The following is a 16,109-nucleotide window of genomic DNA, read 5'->3' on the forward strand; positions in this document are numbered from 1 at the left end:
GTTTGAAGGCTGTAACCCCGGCCCATGCGGCTGTCGAGAACGGCCGGGATCACTTTGGCGCGGGTTGACCTCGCTTTGTCCATGGCTATAGTCCGCCGGCTTCGCGACGCCCTCCCTGGAGGGGCCGACCGAGGGCCCCTGTGGCGGAACTGGTAGACGCGCTCGACTCAAAATCGAGTTCCGCAAGGAGTGCTGGTTCGATTCCGGCCAGGGGCACCACGGAAAGAAATATTAATGATAACAATAACTTAAGCCGCTGGTTCGATTCCGCACTTCCTCGAAAAACGGTCGCGATGAGTTGAAAATCCAAGCAAAAGCCAACTGCAGCGGTCCACTCTGCTGGTATTTTTGCTGGTATCGCCAAGCCAACGCGCCGCGGCGAATTTTGATATCCGAACAACGGAATCGAGCAGGTGACCCACGAATGATGGCGCCGTCGGTGCCAACCCACAGCAGATCTTACTAATCTCGACTGCAGCCGCGCGACGTTCGACATGAGCGACAGACCGCCCGCATCGATGAAGAGGCGAACCTTCGGCGATAGATGCCGGATTGGCGGATAGACCGCGGATCGGCGGACCGTCGACATCAAAGCGCTTGAGCTGACCTGCCGCCATTTGAAAGATGTCGCCTGCAGTCGACGTTCACCATCAATGTTGTCTAATGATTTCTCATGGTATGTCAGCGGCAATCTACATCCGTTCGAAAATCGCGGCGATGTCTTGCCCACCGCCAATGCACAGTGGGCCGTGTCCCCCTGGTCAGAAGTCCCTCAGCTGCGTTCCTGCGCCACTAGTCGCCGGCGCCAATCTTGCGAATGGCCCAATCGAAGGTGCGAATTTTCCGACACGCGATATTCATTCGGTCCTCCGCATTTCCAATTCGGGACATTACTCGTCCAACATTAGGCCTGGGCGCCGCCAGCATGGCCATGCCGGCGCGCGGCAGCGCTATGAACCTCAAACCGTTCCGCGAAGGCAGCAGCCGCTGCTATAATGGAACGTCGGCTTGAGAATGGCTGTCCGTCAGCAGGGCGATCAGCGGCGGTCACCTTCCGCCCCGCCCGCCCTGCAGCCGAGGGCCGGGGGCTAAGCTCAAGGGGCTCCGCGCGCGAGATACCAAACCGGCTAGGAGATCCGATGTTGACACCGAGCGCGGCGAAGCACGGCGGATCACTCGCAGGAAAGGATTCCAGAAGCGCTGGCTCGATCACATCGTGGGGCGCTGCTTGGGCCATGGTCACTCTCACTTCAGGTAAGGTTCGAGGGACCGGCCGAGGCGCAGCAGGACGATAGGAACCCCTTCCAGATTCGTCTCAGCCGGACCCAACAAAGACATGGGTGCGACACCGCAATTTTCGCAAGTGCCTGGAAGGCCTTGAAACGATACGACACCCTTCTAATTTCATGGGTAGCCGCGCAGCAATTGCACGGCACGATCGGGCGCCTGGTACAGGGCCCGGTCAGCGGGCACCCGGCAGGTGTCCGAGGTGCTCTTATCCATGTTGCTCAAAGGAGGATATGGCTATGACCACGCTTGATCTTGCCCCCCTGTGGCGATCGACGATCGGGTTCGATCGTCTGTTTGACCTTCTCGAGGACGACTCCGGCCGATGGACCGGCGGGGACAATTACCCGCCCTACGACATCGAACGTGTCTGTGAGGACCACTACCAAATCTCGCTGGCTCTTGCCGGCTTCACGCCTGACGAGGTCTCCATCACCGCCGAGCAGAACACGCTGACCGTCGAGGGTCGCAAGGCCGAAAAGGGCAGCCATCAATATCTCTATCAAGGCATCTCTTCGCGCCCGTTCCGACGGACCTTCAATCTGGCCGAGTACGTGCAAGTGAAGGGCGCCTCGTTCGAGAATGGCATGCTTAAGATCGATCTGGTTCAGGAGGTTCCCGAGGCGATGAAGCCGCGCCAGATTGCGATCGGCACACGTGATGATCACCACCAAGGTGAGAACAAGCAAGCGGCATGACACCGCCTGCGTGGAATCGATTTTTGCGGCGTGGCTTCGCGGCGTCGCGAAGCTTTGGACCAAAAGAAAAGGAGAAGCTCTATGGCTATCACTGATCTGATCCCCTGGGGCCGCGGTGGTGATCTGACCACCCGTCGCTCCGACAACTACAATCCGGTTCTAACCCTGCACCGGGAGATGAACCGGCTATTCGACGATGTCTTCCGCGGCTTCGATGTCGCGCCATTTGGCAGCCGCTTTCTCGAGCAGTCGATGAATTGGCCGAGCATCGAGGTCGACGAGAGTGACAAGGACGTGAAAGTCACGGCGGAGTTGCCAGGTCTCGACGAGAAAGACGTCCAGATCGAACTCGCCAACGGGGTTCTCTCGATCAAGGGAGAGAAGAAGACTGAGACGGAAGACAAGGATCGCCGGTTCAGCGAGCGGTACTACGGCAGATTTGAGCGGCGCATCCCGATCGAGGACGTGGACCAGGACAAGATCTCTGCTGCGTTCAAGAACGGCGTGCTGACTGTCACTATGCCAAAGCTGCCGCAAGCAGAATCCAAGGTAAAGCGCATCGCGATCAACTCGAAATGACAAAATCGACGGGAGCGGCCTCCGCTCCCGTCGTGCTTCTACTAGAGCAACCGTCCCGGGGGATGTGCCCGACCATGGACACAAAGCGGAAATCCAGTTTTGCAGGCGCTTCGGATGTCGTTGCACATGCGGAGATCGCGGCTCAGCACATCAAGGAATTGAAAGTGGCCTGTGCGAATGGGGATAAGGACGGAGCCCGTCGATCGCTGCGCCAAGCGATCAGCGAACTTGAGTTGGCTCGCGCGATGGTGCGGACCGGTCTCGACTGAGAGCGAGCGGAGCTAAGTTGCGTTCGCATGCGCCCGGCTTGAGCAGACTATTGGCTGGCTTTTGTGTGTAGCATCGCTTCGATCTTAGCTGAGAGTTCCCGCGAGGAAAAGGGCTTGCTGAGGAGCATACTGCCGTTCATACGTTTGCCGGTTTCTTCGATGAGATCTGGATAGCCGCTGCAGTACACGACCGGCAGGCCGGGCTGCTGCCGTTGAAGTTCAAGCCCGACGTCCAGCCCTGAGACGCCAGGCATCGCGAGGTCGATAATCGCCAAATCGATGGCTTGATGCGAAAGGGTTGCCAGCGCAGCATCCAGATTGTCAGCCGCGATCGCCTGGTACCCGAGATCGTCAAGCATGCTCCGGGTCGTTTCGAGCACGCTGGCGTCATCGTCCACAACAAGGATGTGCTCCCTTGCGCCTACAGGTGGAGTACTCAATTGCCGATCTTCGCGTCCCCGGAGGCTGATGCGGCCAGAGGCAAAATTTCAGTCAGCTCACCTCTCGCACGGGCGTTGATAAGCAGGTCCCAAGGCGCAGTCGTAGCCGTCGAGACTCCAGGAGGCGAGAAGAGTTACAAGATTGAGCAAGTTAGATGGCTTCCCTAAGGGCAGAAGAATAGTCTTAATAGCAAATGGTCTTGCATGACCGGCAGATACCCGTCGGTGCGAAGCCGTTGTCTTGAACCCGTTTGCATCAACGCAACAGACGAGTGGATGTGCTGCTTGCCTGGACGGGCGGAGCTACTTTCACGACTGCGGAACTGGTTTGGCCGCCCCGCACGATGGTAAGCTTCACATCCTGACCGATGCGTGCAAGGCCAATTTTGTTCCGAAGTTGTGACGCGGTGCGGATCGGACGGTCATCTGCCATGACCACGATATCGTCCTTGCGCAAGCCCGCCTTTTCAGCCGGAGAGTCTGGCGCGACCTCCGCGATCACTGCCCCTTCGTTGCGGCGAGGATTCGTCGACGGTTGGATCTCGCGCAGTGAAACGCCAATGCGGCCACGCTCAACGTATCCTCTATCTACGATCTGCTCCATAACGAGCCGGGCCATATTCGCGGGAATTGCAAAGCCGATCCCGACATTCCCTCCGCCGGGCGAAATGATCGCAGAGTTAATGCCGACCAACTCGCCACGAAGATTCACCAATGCGCCGCCGGAATTTCCCGGATTGATCGCAGCGTCGGTCTGGATGAAGTCCTCGTAGCCTTCCTTGCTCAAGCCAGTCCGACCCAGCGCACTGACGAGCCCGGACGTAACGGTCTGGCCGAGTCCGAAGGGATTTCCGATCGCAAGCACGAAATCCCCGACTTCAAGCGCATCACTGTCGGCGAAAGGAAGCCCCTGAAGGCCGGCAGGGTTTGGGATCTGCAGCACTGCGACGTCAGTCGGCGCGTCGCGCCCGATTACCTTCGCAGATAGCTGCCGGCCATCCTTGGTCGTTATCTGAACGACTGAAGCGCCTTCGACAACGTGATTATTGGTCAACACATAGCCGCGCTTGGCATCGACGATGACTCCCGAACCGGTCGAATTAATTTCCTTTTCGACCTGCTTGGGAATGTCGAAAAACTCACGAAAGAACGGGTCCCGATAGAGCGGATTGTCCTCACGGACACGGCCTTGCACGGAAATATTCACAACAGCGGGCGTCACCTGTCGAACCACCGGCGCCAATGTTGGCACAGAACCACCCGTCTTCAGGTCCGGCACTTGAGCTACTGCCGGATGAGACGCGGAGAGCACAACAAACAGAAGCCACGCCAATATTGTTCGTTGTCCTGACATTTCAATCACCCTTGCATGGGATCACCAGGCAGCGGCAAAATCGCCCATTGCAATGCTACGCAATGCTACGATCGGAATTGCCCAGAACGCCGCGGCATGGCCGAGCAGCACGATGCCCAGGACAGCGTCTGTGATCATCGCAGGGACCTCCGCTGTGCGGCGGCCCAGGGCCGCCGCAGCCGCATGGGGACGCCACCGCCACGGGGCGGATCATCATCGCCGTCTCCGTCGAGCTGCCGCAACGCTGCCAGTATGTCGGCCAACTTCACAGTGTGGTCCGTTCCGGGGACCTCCCGCAGGACGGGACAGGATTCCACGGCGTACATGTCCGACGCCCACGAGGACAGGATGATCCGCTTCTCAGGCGTCGAGAGCTCCTTGTCGTTCAGGACTTCCGCCGGAGAAACGTAGTGAGCGGCGGGGTGGAAGAATGGGTGAAGCCCACCGCCGTCGATGTTTACGTTAGTCATGGCTCGCCTCCCTATTCACTCCTTTCCAAGGGATGGTGCTCGCGATTTGGGTGGCGGCGCAGTCGGTGTCGCCACCCATGTTGAGATGAGATAGGACAGAGAGAGCTCCGTTGAGAATCGCCCGTCCATGGATCGAGGCTACTAAGCGGCCTTTTTGTGATCAATCTGCGATGAAGTAGCAGCTCCACTTCCGATCTGGATCTTGCGCGGCTTCATCGCTTCTGGAATCTCTCGAACGAGATCAATGACCAAGAGGCCGTCCTGGAAGGATGCCTGCTTCACCTGAACGTAGTCGGCCAGACTGAAGACTCTCCGGAACGGTCGCGCCGAAATACCTTGATACAGATACTCGCGCGCAGCACCATCGGACTTCCTGCCCTCGATCGTGAGAGCATTCTGTTCGGCCGTCACGGAGATATCGTTGGCGCCGAAGCCTGCCACCGCCAGCGTGATTCGATAGTGGTCCTCGCCGGACCGCTCGATATTGTACGGCGGGTAGTTGTCCTCCGTCGGCTGGCGCGACATGCCGTCGACGAGGTCAGCCAGATGATCGAAGCCGACCGTGGTGCGCCAAAGTGGTGCGAAATCAAGTGTCCTCATAGCCAAGTCCTCCAAAGAGCAATATGGATACGAAGCAAGGCAGGATCGGAGTTTCGATTATCGTCGAACACCCCGGTCCAGCGCCTCGTGCCGAGCCCGGCCTGGCGCTCGACACACCGCAGTTGCGGTCGAGAAACGAACTAGAATTGACGCTCGTGAATTCAAGAGGGTCATGCGCATTTTTCTGCACGAGGCTCGCCTGGTGGCTCAGCGACTACGCGGCCAAGCGATCCGGGTGAGCGGCCTGGCGTAGGACATCCATCACTCGCTCCTCTCGCTCAATCCGGGCTTGATAGAGCTGGTGCTCTTGCTCGCTCCTTGCAGTTGAGAGCAGGCGCTCGTAGTGACCGATCACCTTCTGACAGCCTCGGATGAGGAAGTCGCGGACGCCAAGCTCGACTGCTGTGCTTGAGGCTGCATCGGAGCTCCCGCGCACGGAATACCTACGCCGAATTCGCGTCAAGCATGATTGTCGCTCGCTCTCGATGACCTTGCATAAGGTAGTGAGCGGCCTTCGCGGGCCGCTCACTGACATTCAGCTTGCTGCCGCCAGTCCGGCGGGATAGGGCGTCGGCTGCGGCCAAATACCCGTCGGCGCGGAGGTCGGCGGCAGCAAGATGTCGATCTTCATCGTTGCCGCCGCAGGCTGCCACTTCAGCCACGGCATCGTGTCGAGATACGGGATTGGCGGCAGTGGCAGTCCAGCGAACGCACCCTGTGTGGCCTCGGCTCCCCGCGGGCTTTCCACGCCGTAAGCACCGTAGGCGGTCAGGGACATTGCGCTGCCCAATACTAGAGCGAGCAGCCGTCGCCGCAGATTGCGGTTGGTCTCCGTCCGGGCGGAGAACGTATGGTGATGGCTCAGCATCTATACTCCTCCCATCGTTCGAAAACAGATCCAGGCAATGGTGACAAAGCTCAGGTAGAACATGAACCAGTGGATCGCGTCCTGCCTCATCCTGAGCCGACGACGATTAGACTTGTTCATGGGACACTCCATCTTTGGAAGCGGTCTTCTCTCCTCTCATCGGTGGAGCCCGGCCTTGATCGGCCGGGCTCTCTCGTTCAGAAGTCCATGGCGGGAGCGGCCGGAGTTGGTTCAGCCTTCTTCGGCTTCTCGGCCACGAGTGCCTCAGTCGTGATCAGCAGCGATGCGACCGACGCGGCGTCCTGCAAGGCGGTGCGGACGACCTTGGCGGGATCGATCACACCGGCTTTCACCAAGTCCTCGTACTCGCCAGTCGCCGCGTTGAAGCCCCAATTGTAGCTCTGGTGCTCCAGGAGCTTGCCGACGACCAATGAACCATCCTCGCCGGCGTTCTGCACGATCTGCCGAGCCGGCACCTGGATGGCGCGGCGAACAATGTCAATGCCTGCCTTCTGGTCCGCGTCGGCGGTCTTGATGCCGTCAAGCGCTTTGAGGGCACGCAAAAGGGCTACCCCGCCTCCGGGGAGAATGCCTTCCTCCACCGCCGCGCGCGTAGCATGCATCGCATCGTCAACACGGTCTTTGCGTTCCTTGACTTCGACCTCCGTCGCACCTCCGACACGGATCACCGCGACGCCTCCGGCAAGCTTGGCGAGGCGCTCTTGCAGCTTTTCGCGATCGTAGTCGGATGTCGTTTCCTCGATTTGGAGCCTGATTTGCTGGGCGCGCGCCTCGATATCCTTCTTGGCGCCCGCGCCTCCGACGATGGTGGTATTGTCCTTATCGATGACCACCTTCTTGGCGCGCCCGAGCATCTTCACTGTGACCTTTTCCAGCTTGATGCCGAGGTCCTCGCTGATGACATTGCCGCCGGTCAGGATCGCGATGTCCTCCAGCATGGCCTTGCGACGGTCGCCGAAGCCCGGCGCCTTGACGGCCGCGACCTTCAGTCCGCCGCGCAGTCTGTTGACGACCAATGTCGCAAGCGCTTCACCTTCGATGTCCTCCGCGATGATCAGGAGCGGCTTACCGGACTGGACGACCTGCTCCAACAGCGGCAGCATGGTCTGCAAGCCGGACAGCTTCTTCTCGTGAATCAGAACGTAGGGATCCTCGAGTTCGACGCGCATCTTCTCGGGGTTCGTGACGAAGTAGGGCGAGATGTAGCCGCGGTCGAACTGCATGCCCTCGACCACTTCGAGCTCGGTGTGCAGGCTCTTGGCCTCCTCGACGGTGATCACGCCTTCATTACCGACCTTGTTCATGGCGTCGGCCAGGAAGCGGCCGATCTCGGTATCACCATTGGCGGAGATTGTGCCGACCTGGGCGATCTCGTCATTGGCGGTGATTTTCTTGGCGTGGGATTTCAGATCGGTGACGATGGCCTCGACAGCCAGATCAATGCCCCGCTTCAGGTCCATCGGGTTCATGCCGGCGGCGACGGACTTGCTGCCTTCCTTGAAGATGGCCTGGGCAAGCACGGTCGCCGTTGTGGTGCCGTCACCGGCGGCATCGCTCGTCTTCGAGGCGACCTCGCGCACCATCTGCGCACCCATGTTCTCGAACTTGTCCTCCAGTTCGATCTCTTTGGCGACGGTCACGCCATCTTTGGTGATGCGCGGCGCACCGAACGATTTCTCGATCACGACGTTGCGCCCCTTCGGACCGAGTGTGACCTTCACCGCGTTTGCCAGTGTGTCGACGCCCCGCAGCATGCGCTCTCGGGCCTCGGTTGCGAACTTCACGTCCTTAGCAGCCATTTTGATCTCTCCTTTCCTCTATGACTGTAAGCGCGCTATGCTGCCTTCTTGACGGTGCCTGCCTTGTCGATGACACCCAGAAGGTCGCTTTCCTTCATGATCAGGAATTCCTCGCCGTCGATCTTGACCTCTGTACCGGACCACTTGCCGAACAGGACACGGTCACCGGGCTTGACGTCGAGTTGAACGAGCTGGCCCTGTTCATTGCGTGTGCCTGGGCCAGTGGCGACAATCTCGCCCTGCTGCGGCTTCTCCTTTGCTGTGTCTGGAATGATGATACCGCCGGCGGTCTTCTCTTCGGCGTCGAGACGTCGCACGAGCACGCGATCGTGCAAGGGGGCGGAAATGCATGCACATCCTCCTTGGGTAGGTTCAGCGATGTCCAAAATCCGGGTCCGTAACGGCCCCCGGGCGAAAAAGCACCTAGGAGCGAGGGATCTACTTTCAAGGGGAAGGAGGGAAATTTTTGCGACGCAGGCGGGCTCGTCACTATCGCTCGCGGCATGCACCCGGAGAGCCTTTCCAAGCGTCCAGAATCGCTCGCCGCAGTTGAAAACTGAGATCATCAAACCGAGATGTCTTCTCGGCTGCGGAGCAAGCTCTGCGCAGCAAATTGGAGCATCTTCGAAAGGAGGATAACCAGAGATGCGGACTTTATTGGTACTTGCTGTTCTACTCGGGATGGTGGTTTCGCTGCAGGCGAAAGAAGCGGATTCGTCGCGAGCAGTGCGAAGCTCCGACGCCGCGGTTAAGCAGTTTGTCAGCAATCAAAGCGGCCAGCCGCGCGGCAAGCCCGCAAGAACAAGGTCCGAGGGCGGCAAGGGCCGTGAATTCTCGGCGGAAGCCATCGTGCCTGATATCTGCACCGGCTGCTGATCCATCGATCAGCAGCCGGCCAGCGGTCTTTAGTGTTCTGCTTCTAGTATGCGCTTGCTGAAGCAGCCTCAAGATCCGGAAGGCGTCCGCACATCATCGTCTTGATGCGCCTCAACGCACGCTGCTCGATCTGGCGGATACGCTCACGAGAAATCCCGAAGGTATTGGCAAGATCGTCAAGCGTACTTTGCTCTTCCGCCATGTAACGGGCTTCGACGATGGTGCGTTCTCGAGGAGAGAGCGCACTCAGCGCCTCCGAGAGTGCAGCCTTCTGCCGTTCACGGTCTCCGGTCTCCACAAGCTGGGTTTCAGGATCAGGAGCTGAATCGGCGAGCCTGTCTTGCCATTGCTCGCTTTCTTCGTCACTGAGCTGAACGTTCAGCGTCATATCGCCACGGATCCGCCCGTTCATCTCGACGACGTCGGTTTCCCTAACCTGAAGATGTTCAGAGATCTGCTTCACCTGCTCCGGCGAAAGCTCGCCATCGTCCGGCGCACCAAGGCGTCTCTTCAACTTTCGAAGGTTGAAGAACAGCTTTTTTTGCGCTGCAGTTGTGCCGAGCTTGACGAGCGACCACGATCTCAGGACGAACTCCTGCACGGACGCCTTGATCCACCAAGCGGCATAGGTCGCAAGGCGAAATCCCTTCTCAGGGTCGAACCGCTTGACGGCCAGCATCAATCCGACGTTGGCTTCCGAGATGAGGTCGGCGATGGGCAATCCATAGCGCCGATATTTCAGCGCGATCTTGGCGGCCAATCGCAGATGGCTCGTCACCAGACGGTAGGCAGCTTCGCGATCCCCAGAATCCCGAAGACGCCTTGCATACATCACTTCTTCGGATGCATCGAGCAGCGGGAAGCTACGGATCTCTTGCAGATACCGGGACAACCCGGCTTCCGAATGGATGGCAGGCAGCGCTGACTTGATTGACATGACTTGCCCTCCCTCAGAAGCCATCGCCGCTCTTGAGCTCTAACGGGCGGCCAGAGGGAAGACGCAGCCACGGGGACCCACCGAGGTGAGTGGGACTGATCGACTGCCAAGCGATGACACAGGTAGCTTTCATATCCATATCCTCCATGGAGCAAAATGGTACGAGCCGCCGTGTCGCCTGGCTTAGCTGGACCCTGAGGCGCCCAACGGCACTCAGGCCGGCGGCGCCAAAAGAACTGCGAACCCAATGGGTTGTTCCCGTATCAGCTAGCCAATTCGTCGGAAGCCAAGCTGCCGCGGCCCGAGGCGAGGGACGAGCCCGACGCTTGGGGCCTACTCTCCTGCTCGCTATGACCTCCGCGATCGAGGTGAAGTGCGAATCCGCTTGTGCCGGGAGCCTCTAGCCCGGCGCGGAGATGCATGCTCGGGATCAGGTAATCGCCACCATTCTGTCGCCGGTACGGAATGGGCGTGGTGGTCGCGAGCGCGCGCATCCGCTCACGCAATTCTTCGGCAATAGGCGCAAAACCGGCGTCGTCCAGCCGGTCCACGCGATAGACCACGAAGGGCGGAAGGACTTCATAGCCGGGATAGTAGAGAATGCCGTGATTGATGGGGAACAGCAGGTCGTCGATCGCCCCGTTGACGCCGCGATCTGAATAGTGCTCCTCCCATCCACCGGCAGTCACGACCAGCATCGCGCGCTTGCCCTTCAAAGTCCCGTCGCCATAGCGATCGCCCCACCGCTTGTCGCTGTGTTCGCCGACCCCATACGCGAACCCGTAGGCGAACACCCGGTCGACCCAGCCCTTGAGGATCGCCGGCATCGAAAACCACCACAGCGGAAACTGCAGAATCAGGACATCCGCCCATAACAGCTTTTCGATCTCGGCTTTCACGTCGCTGGTCAACGTGCCCGCCTCGAAAGCCTGCTTGGAGGCCGCGGCCGGCTTGAGCCGTTCACCTTGCCCCAGCGACGGAAAGTCCCCTCTGCCGACCTCCGACTTCCAGCCCTGGGCACAGAGATTCGACACCTGCACGTCGTGCCCGAGCCGCTTGAGTTCCCTGACAGCGACGTCTAGCAGCGCGCCGTTCAGCGAGCGCGGCTCCGGATGGGCGAAGACAATCAATACTTTCATGACAGTACCTCCTGATAAGTGACGGCGATCAGGTGGCGCGCAAGGCGGCGATCTAGTAGATGTCAGTAATGCATATGATTATGCCGAAAAATGGATAAATCAGAAGTGACGCTTGAGCGCATGCGCAGCTTCGTCCGGGTCGCCGAGCGGGGCAATCTGTCCGCGGTCGCGCGCGAGCTGGAAGTCGGGCAGTCAACGGTGACGCGCCATTTGCGGGAGCTGGAGGACGCGGTCGGCGTGCCGCTGCTCAGCAGAACCACACGCCGGGTGACGATGACTGAAGAGGGGGCGCGCTATTATCGCCACTGCGTCCAGATCCTCCGCCAGGTTGATTTGGCCGGCGAGGAAGCGCGAAGCACACGCGGCGCGGCAGCGGGTACGGTACGCATCTCGTGCACCGCGGCCTTCGGAGTACTGCACGTCAGCCGTTTCATCTTCGCTTTTCAGGACCGCCATCCGGACATCCTGGTTGATCTCAGCCTCACGGATGAGCGCATCGACCTCGTGCAGGAAGGCGTCGATATTGCCCTCCGGCTTGGGCCACTTGGTGACAGCTCGATGAAGCTGAAGGCGCTGGGCCAATCCCGCCGAATGCTCGTCGCCGCACCGAGCTATCTAGCCGAACGCGGCAAGCGGCGCGGCCGCAAGACTTGGCAGATCACGAAGGCGTCAGGATGTCTAATATCGCAGGCAGCGATCTACTCGTACTGCATGGTCAGCGCGGCGGGCGCCATGTGGTGCCATTCGGGGGTCGCTTGCGCGTTGATCATGGACTTGCAGCAAGAGAGGCCCTCGTAGCCGGACGTGGGATAGCGCCTGCACATCTCTGGCTGGTCGAGGATCTCCTCGCCGCTAACAAGCTCGAAGTGGTGCTTCCCGAATTTTCGCCACCCTCCGTTCCGCTGAACATGCTGATCGTACCGGAACGTTTGGGCATCGCCCGAGTGCGCTTGCTTACCGATTTTCTCTCGGCACAGATCGCGCAAACGCCTGGGATCAAAAAGCAGGCTCCTGGAGGCTAGAGAGCGGGCGGTGCAAAGGGCCAAATCGGAGGACTGCGCTGCCGCAGCTCTTCACGAGAGCCTCCGGACCAGACCACATCGGCCCCAGCCTGGAGGTTTTTCCGGATCGAAAAACGAGCTGGGACCGAGCGGTCTGCCGCTGTTTCGTCGGCAAACGCCGCCTTCATCCCAAAAAATCATCGCGTTGGGATTCAAATTTGTGAATCCCCGGTCGGCGGGTGGCGTATATCGCGCCTGCAATGTTGCGCGGGCACCTTATGCTGCCAGCTCCTTCGCGTAACCGACTGTCTGGGCAGGAACACCCTCCAAGGTCTCTTTGCGCTGGGCCTGGATCGTCGCGCGCCCCGGAAGAAGGCCCGGCGAGAACCGGGCCTTCTTTTCATCACCAGTACCAGTACGGATAAACCGGCGGATAGTAGCGGACTACCCGATACGGGCGGCCGTAGTAGTAGGGCGGGCCATAGACCGGTCCATAATAGACCGGTGGTGCGGTCGCGGCCGCTAGTGTTCCAGCGAACAGTCCGAGCGCAAGCCCGGGACCGATACCCGGGCGCCCCAGCCATGATGACGCCAATGGGCCGAAGCCGGCGCAACCGATCCGATGAGGAGCGTTGCCGCCGCGACGACTGCAAGAGCAAGCTTTCTCATGTCGTTTCCCTCAAGTTACTACGCGCTCTGCGCACTTGTCTCCTTGTCATGGTCCACTTCGCCGAACCTCGGTTCGGCTATACAGTGAATTAGAACTGTCCGAGGCGAGTTCAAGTAACCCGTTGATGAGACCTGTCGATCTTGCCAGCGATTTGGCGGAGCCAAAAACCAGCATCAGGAGTTCTTCACCTGCTCCGGCATTCTCAACGCGGTGGTGGACCAGCTCCAGCTGGGGCGCGAAAATGAGCGCGCCGTTAGACCGCCCGGAGGCCTTCCTTCGGCATCTCCCGGATCAGCAGGTCAATATCGCTCTGCTCCAGCGTCTCCTTCTCAAGGAGCTTCTTTGCCGCGCGGTCCAGGATCGGACGCCGCGTGTTCAGTATGCCTTGGGTGCGCTGAAAGACCTGATCTACAGTATCCTTTACCTCGCGGTCGATGGCTGCGGCGGTCTCCTCCGCGTAGCCACGCTCGCGAACTGGATAGGGCTGGTCAGGGCTTGCGAGGAAATTGCCGGGCTCGCGGTCATAGGCAACGCTGCCGAGCTTCTCCGACATCCCATAGCGTGTCACCATGCTCCGTGCGATGTCGGTCACCCGGCGCAGATCGTCGGCTGCTCCCGTCGATAGATGACCGAACACGATGAGCTCAGCTGCACGGCCGCCGAGCAGAACGGCCATTTTGTTTTCCAGCTCCTCCCTGGTCATCAAAAATCGGTCCTCGATCGGCCGCTGAATGGTGTAGCCGAGTGCACCGACCCCCCGGGGTATAATCGAGACCTTGTGCACGGGATCGACACCAGGCAAGGAAAGCGCGACCAACGCGTGGCCCATCTCATGAAAAGCGACGATCTCACGTTCCTTGGGATTGAGCAGCCGGTTACGTTTCTCCAGGCCGGCGACCATGCGCTCCACCGCGTTATTGAAGTCGCTCATGCTTACCGCCTCGGCGCCGCGGCGGGTTGCCAGGAGTGCGGCCTCATTGACGAGGTTAGCCAGATCGGCGCCGGTAAATCCCGGCGTCAAAGCTGCAACCGACTCCGGCTCGACGTCGCCGGCGAGTTGCACCTTTTTCATATGGACCTGGAGTATCTCGATACGCCCCTTCTTGTCCGGACGATCGACCAAGACCTGACGATCGAAGCGGCCGGCGCGCAACAGCGCAGGGTCAAGGATTTCAGGCCGGTTGGTTGCCGCAAGGATGACCAGCCCCGATCGAGAGTCGAAGCCGTCGAGTTCGACCAATAGTTGGTTGAGCGTCTGCTCCTTCTCGTCGTGCCCTCCAGCAAACGGGCCGATGCCACGCGCTCGGCCAAGCGCATCGAGCTCGTCAATAAAGATAATTGCTGGTGCCTTTTCGTGTGCCTGCTGGAACAGATCGCGCACCCGTGCTGCGCCGACACCAACAAACATCTCTACGAATTCTGAACCCGATATCGAGAAGAACGGAACTCGGGCTTCGCCTGCAACCGCCTTCGCCAGCAAGGTTTTGCCCGTGCCGGGCGGACCAACCAGCAGCACACCTTTCGGCATGCGACCGCCAAGCCGACCGTAATCAGTGGGATTCTTCAGGAAATCGACGACCTCGCGAAGCTCATCCTTGGCTTCGTCGACACCGGCGACATCGGCAAAGGTGATGCCCGTGTTGGACTCGACATAGATTTTGGCCTTGCTCTTGCCGATCGCCATCAGTCCGCCGCCAAGGCCGCCACCTTCGGCCACGCGACGGCCGATGTACCACCACAGCCCGAAGAAAAGCAGCACGGGCATCACCCACGAGAGCAGGTCGCGCAGAAAGGTGCTCTCGATTTGTCCGGTGAAGCGGACGTTGTATTTCTCGAGTTCCTGCGCCACGTCCTGGTCGACACGCGTGGTCACAAATCTCTTCTGGCCGCCCTGCAGCGGCTCCTTGAGCGTGCCCTGCAGGGTGCGATCGGAAATGCCGACCGCATCGATCTTCCCCTGATGCAGTAATTGCAGATATTCGCTGTAGGGAATGGCGGCGATTTGTGTAGCCGTTGCGATAAGATATTGGATGAAGAAGATCGCGAAAATCGCGGCGATGGTATATCCGACATTGAAGCGAGTTTTGTTGGTCATGCAGAAACTCGATGTAAAGGGCCCGGGAGCAGCTTCCTCGAACCGACCGGATAATCGGCGGTTGGCGCGGCACTGCACCAAACACTCTGGCATGGCATTGGTTTCAACGAGGTCCTGACGGAGCCGGACGTAGCCCCGTCGGGCGATCTCGACTGCGGCAGTCCGCCTGGGCAGAGGCTGCGCCCCTGGTAAGCCGTCGACCGCCAATTTGACTTCTGCGCGTTCGGCCCGCTCGTAGATCTCAACGTCCAAGGGCGAGTATGCGGGAGGGAATGGCTGCCGCACTCGCACGGGCGTGGACGTATCTCCCCTGCGGCCGCCAAAAGCGAAATTGAGCAGGCTTTGCACCAGCGGCGGCGGACCTCTTGAAACCTGACCAGTGGGTTCTAATTCGAAGAGTACGGTGCGGGTCGCGCTGCACCGGACGCGCCCGATGCGGTGTCCGGCGCTCATAAACCATGTTGCTCAAGTGGAGGATGTGGCTATGACCACCTTTGATTTTGCCCCCCTGTGGCGTTCGACCGTTGGTTTCGACCGCGTGTTTGATCTGCTCGAGGATTCTGTCCAATGGACGGGCCACAATTACCCACCTTACAACATTGAGCGGGCCGACCAGGATCACTATCAGATCTCCCTCGCGCTAGCCGGCTTTGCGCCGCATGAAATAACCATTACTGCGGAGCAAAACGTACTCACGGTTGAAGGCCGAAAGGCCGATAAGGGAGACTACCAATACTTGTACCAGGGTATCTCCGTGCGTCCATTCCGGCATCAGTTTAATCTCGCCGAGTACGTGCAAGTGAAGCGCGCTTCGTTTGAAGACGGAATGCTCAAGATCGAGCTGGTACGTGAACTCCCCGAAGCTATGAAGCCGCGGCAGATACCGATCCAAGCCGGCAACGACAACCAGAAGCTCGTGAACCAGCAAACGGCCTGAGTTCACTCGCCTGCGAGTCAGCAGAGCTCTCCTCGCTCAGCTACCAGCGTGCACCGAACTGCGGGTGGA

17 protein-coding genes, 1 tRNA gene and 1 pseudogene are annotated in these 16,109 nt (G+C 59.7%); 8 read left to right on the plus strand and 11 right to left on the minus strand.

Annotated features, from left to right (window positions below):
• Positions 1-134 precede the first annotated feature (134 nt).
• From FOM02_RS02240 to FOM02_RS02255, 4 genes are all read left to right on the plus strand, one after another.
• Positions 135-219, plus strand: a tRNA-Leu gene (locus FOM02_RS02240).
• A gap of 1,307 nt (positions 220-1,526) precedes the next feature.
• Positions 1,527-1,985, plus strand: coding sequence for an Hsp20 family protein (locus tag FOM02_RS02245; RefSeq protein WP_027562112.1), 459 nt, complete (start codon positions 1,527-1,529; stop codon positions 1,983-1,985).
• Positions 1,986-2,066: 81 nt separating this feature from the next.
• The gene (locus FOM02_RS02250) at positions 2,067-2,564 is read left to right on the plus strand and encodes an Hsp20/alpha crystallin family protein (protein ID WP_027562111.1); all 498 of its coding nucleotides are present in this window, start codon (positions 2,067-2,069) and stop codon (positions 2,562-2,564) included.
• 74 nt (positions 2,565-2,638) lie between these two features.
• Positions 2,639-2,833, plus strand: a complete 195-nt coding sequence (locus FOM02_RS02255; protein ID WP_027562110.1) for a hypothetical protein — start codon at positions 2,639-2,641, stop codon at positions 2,831-2,833.
• Between the two features lie 47 nt (positions 2,834-2,880).
• Here FOM02_RS02255 and FOM02_RS02260 read toward each other — a convergent pair whose 3' ends face one another.
• Positions 2,881-3,231, minus strand: coding sequence for a response regulator (locus FOM02_RS02260; protein ID WP_265441428.1), 351 nt, complete (start codon positions 3,229-3,231; stop codon positions 2,881-2,883).
• Between FOM02_RS02260 and FOM02_RS02265 the strand changes: the two genes are divergently transcribed.
• On the plus strand, positions 3,121-3,441 hold the full coding sequence (locus FOM02_RS02265; protein ID WP_265441429.1) for a GreA/GreB family elongation factor: 321 nt from the start codon (positions 3,121-3,123) through the stop codon (positions 3,439-3,441). The genes FOM02_RS02260 and FOM02_RS02265 overlap by 111 nt on opposite strands.
• Positions 3,442-3,529: 88 nt before the next feature.
• Here FOM02_RS02265 and FOM02_RS02270 read toward each other — a convergent pair whose 3' ends face one another.
• The 6 genes from FOM02_RS02270 to groES form a co-directional block, all read right to left on the minus strand.
• The gene (locus tag FOM02_RS02270) at positions 3,530-4,627 is read right to left on the minus strand and encodes a trypsin-like peptidase domain-containing protein (protein WP_265441430.1); all 1,098 of its coding nucleotides are present in this window, start codon (positions 4,625-4,627) and stop codon (positions 3,530-3,532) included.
• Positions 4,628-4,761: 134 nt separating this feature from the next.
• The gene (locus FOM02_RS02275; protein WP_027562104.1) at positions 4,762-5,097 is read right to left on the minus strand and encodes a hypothetical protein; all 336 of its coding nucleotides are present in this window, start codon (positions 5,095-5,097) and stop codon (positions 4,762-4,764) included.
• Between the two features lie 141 nt (positions 5,098-5,238).
• Positions 5,239-5,697: an Hsp20 family protein gene (locus FOM02_RS02280; protein ID WP_027562103.1), complete on the minus strand. Its 459-nt coding sequence runs from the start codon at positions 5,695-5,697 to the stop codon at positions 5,239-5,241.
• Positions 5,698-6,232: 535 nt separating this feature from the next.
• Positions 6,233-6,565, minus strand: a complete 333-nt coding sequence (locus tag FOM02_RS02285) for a hypothetical protein (RefSeq protein WP_051378326.1) — start codon at positions 6,563-6,565, stop codon at positions 6,233-6,235.
• A gap of 197 nt (positions 6,566-6,762) precedes the next feature.
• Positions 6,763-8,385 carry a chaperonin GroEL gene (gene groL / locus FOM02_RS02290; protein ID WP_027562102.1) on the minus strand — a complete coding sequence of 541 codons (1,623 nt, stop codon included), beginning with the start codon at positions 8,383-8,385 and terminating at the stop codon, positions 6,763-6,765.
• Positions 8,386-8,420: 35 nt separating this feature from the next.
• Complete coding sequence (gene groES / locus FOM02_RS02295) at positions 8,421-8,771, minus strand: co-chaperone GroES (RefSeq protein WP_283808075.1); 351 nt, start codon at positions 8,769-8,771, stop codon at positions 8,421-8,423.
• A 259-nt stretch (positions 8,772-9,030) separates the two neighbouring features.
• On the opposite strand from groES, the gene FOM02_RS02300 reads away from it, so the two are divergent.
• Positions 9,031-9,261: a hypothetical protein gene (locus FOM02_RS02300; RefSeq protein ID WP_141263365.1), complete on the plus strand. Its 231-nt coding sequence runs from the start codon at positions 9,031-9,033 to the stop codon at positions 9,259-9,261.
• A 43-nt stretch (positions 9,262-9,304) separates the two neighbouring features.
• Here FOM02_RS02300 and rpoH read toward each other — a convergent pair whose 3' ends face one another.
• A complete protein-coding gene (gene rpoH, locus FOM02_RS02305) occupies positions 9,305-10,198 on the minus strand; it encodes an RNA polymerase sigma factor RpoH (protein WP_035730662.1) in 894 nt (297 codons plus the stop codon).
• A gap of 263 nt (positions 10,199-10,461) precedes the next feature.
• Positions 10,462-11,337 carry an NAD(P)H-dependent oxidoreductase gene (locus FOM02_RS02310; RefSeq protein WP_027562098.1) on the minus strand — a complete coding sequence of 292 codons (876 nt, stop codon included), beginning with the start codon at positions 11,335-11,337 and terminating at the stop codon, positions 10,462-10,464.
• A 90-nt stretch (positions 11,338-11,427) separates the two neighbouring features.
• Here FOM02_RS02310 and FOM02_RS02315 point away from each other — a divergent pair.
• Positions 11,428-12,359, plus strand: a pseudogene (locus tag FOM02_RS02315) (LysR family transcriptional regulator).
• A 382-nt stretch (positions 12,360-12,741) separates the two neighbouring features.
• Here FOM02_RS02315 and FOM02_RS02320 read toward each other — a convergent pair.
• The gene (locus tag FOM02_RS02320; protein WP_265441431.1) at positions 12,742-12,933 is read right to left on the minus strand and encodes a hypothetical protein; all 192 of its coding nucleotides are present in this window, start codon (positions 12,931-12,933) and stop codon (positions 12,742-12,744) included.
• A gap of 328 nt (positions 12,934-13,261) precedes the next feature.
• Positions 13,262-15,103: an ATP-dependent zinc metalloprotease FtsH gene (gene ftsH / locus FOM02_RS02325; RefSeq protein ID WP_265441432.1), complete on the minus strand. Its 1,842-nt coding sequence runs from the start codon at positions 15,101-15,103 to the stop codon at positions 13,262-13,264.
• Positions 15,104-15,587: 484 nt separating this feature from the next.
• Between ftsH and FOM02_RS02330 the strand changes: the two genes are divergently transcribed.
• A complete protein-coding gene (locus tag FOM02_RS02330) occupies positions 15,588-16,040 on the plus strand; it encodes an Hsp20 family protein (protein ID WP_027562095.1) in 453 nt (150 codons plus the stop codon).
• Positions 16,041-16,109: the final 69 nt, after the last annotated feature.

The organism is Bradyrhizobium sp. SEMIA, from assembly GCF_014844175.1.
Lineage (GTDB): Bacteria > Pseudomonadota > Alphaproteobacteria > Rhizobiales > Xanthobacteraceae > Bradyrhizobium > Bradyrhizobium arachidis.

Excerpts from the sequence above, each read along its gene's own strand:
- groL (WP_027562102.1), bottom strand. The coding sequence starts at position 8,385 with ATGGCTGCTAAGGACGTGAAGTTCGCAACCGAGGCCCGAGAGCGCATG.
- FOM02_RS02310 (WP_027562098.1), bottom strand. The coding sequence starts at position 11,337 with ATGAAAGTATTGATTGTCTTCGCCCATCCGGAGCCGCGCTCGCTGAAC.
- rpoH (WP_035730662.1), bottom strand. The coding sequence starts at position 10,198 with ATGTCAATCAAGTCAGCGCTGCCTGCCATCCATTCGGAAGCCGGGTTG.
- FOM02_RS02270 (WP_265441430.1), bottom strand. The coding sequence starts at position 4,627 with ATGTCAGGACAACGAACAATATTGGCGTGGCTTCTGTTTGTTGTGCTC.
- FOM02_RS02280 (WP_027562103.1), bottom strand. The coding sequence starts at position 5,697 with ATGAGGACACTTGATTTCGCACCACTTTGGCGCACCACGGTCGGCTTC.
- FOM02_RS02265 (WP_265441429.1), top strand. The coding sequence starts at position 3,121 with ATGCGAAAGGGTTGCCAGCGCAGCATCCAGATTGTCAGCCGCGATCGC.
- FOM02_RS02330 (WP_027562095.1), top strand. The coding sequence starts at position 15,588 with ATGACCACCTTTGATTTTGCCCCCCTGTGGCGTTCGACCGTTGGTTTC.
- FOM02_RS02245 (WP_027562112.1), top strand. The coding sequence starts at position 1,527 with ATGACCACGCTTGATCTTGCCCCCCTGTGGCGATCGACGATCGGGTTC.
- FOM02_RS02250 (WP_027562111.1), top strand. The coding sequence starts at position 2,067 with ATGGCTATCACTGATCTGATCCCCTGGGGCCGCGGTGGTGATCTGACC.
- FOM02_RS02275 (WP_027562104.1), bottom strand. The coding sequence starts at position 5,097 with ATGACTAACGTAAACATCGACGGCGGTGGGCTTCACCCATTCTTCCAC.
- ftsH (WP_265441432.1), bottom strand. The coding sequence starts at position 15,103 with ATGACCAACAAAACTCGCTTCAATGTCGGATATACCATCGCCGCGATT.
- FOM02_RS02255 (WP_027562110.1), top strand. The coding sequence starts at position 2,639 with ATGGACACAAAGCGGAAATCCAGTTTTGCAGGCGCTTCGGATGTCGTT.
- FOM02_RS02300 (WP_141263365.1), top strand. The coding sequence starts at position 9,031 with ATGCGGACTTTATTGGTACTTGCTGTTCTACTCGGGATGGTGGTTTCG.
- FOM02_RS02285 (WP_051378326.1), bottom strand. The coding sequence starts at position 6,565 with ATGCTGAGCCATCACCATACGTTCTCCGCCCGGACGGAGACCAACCGC.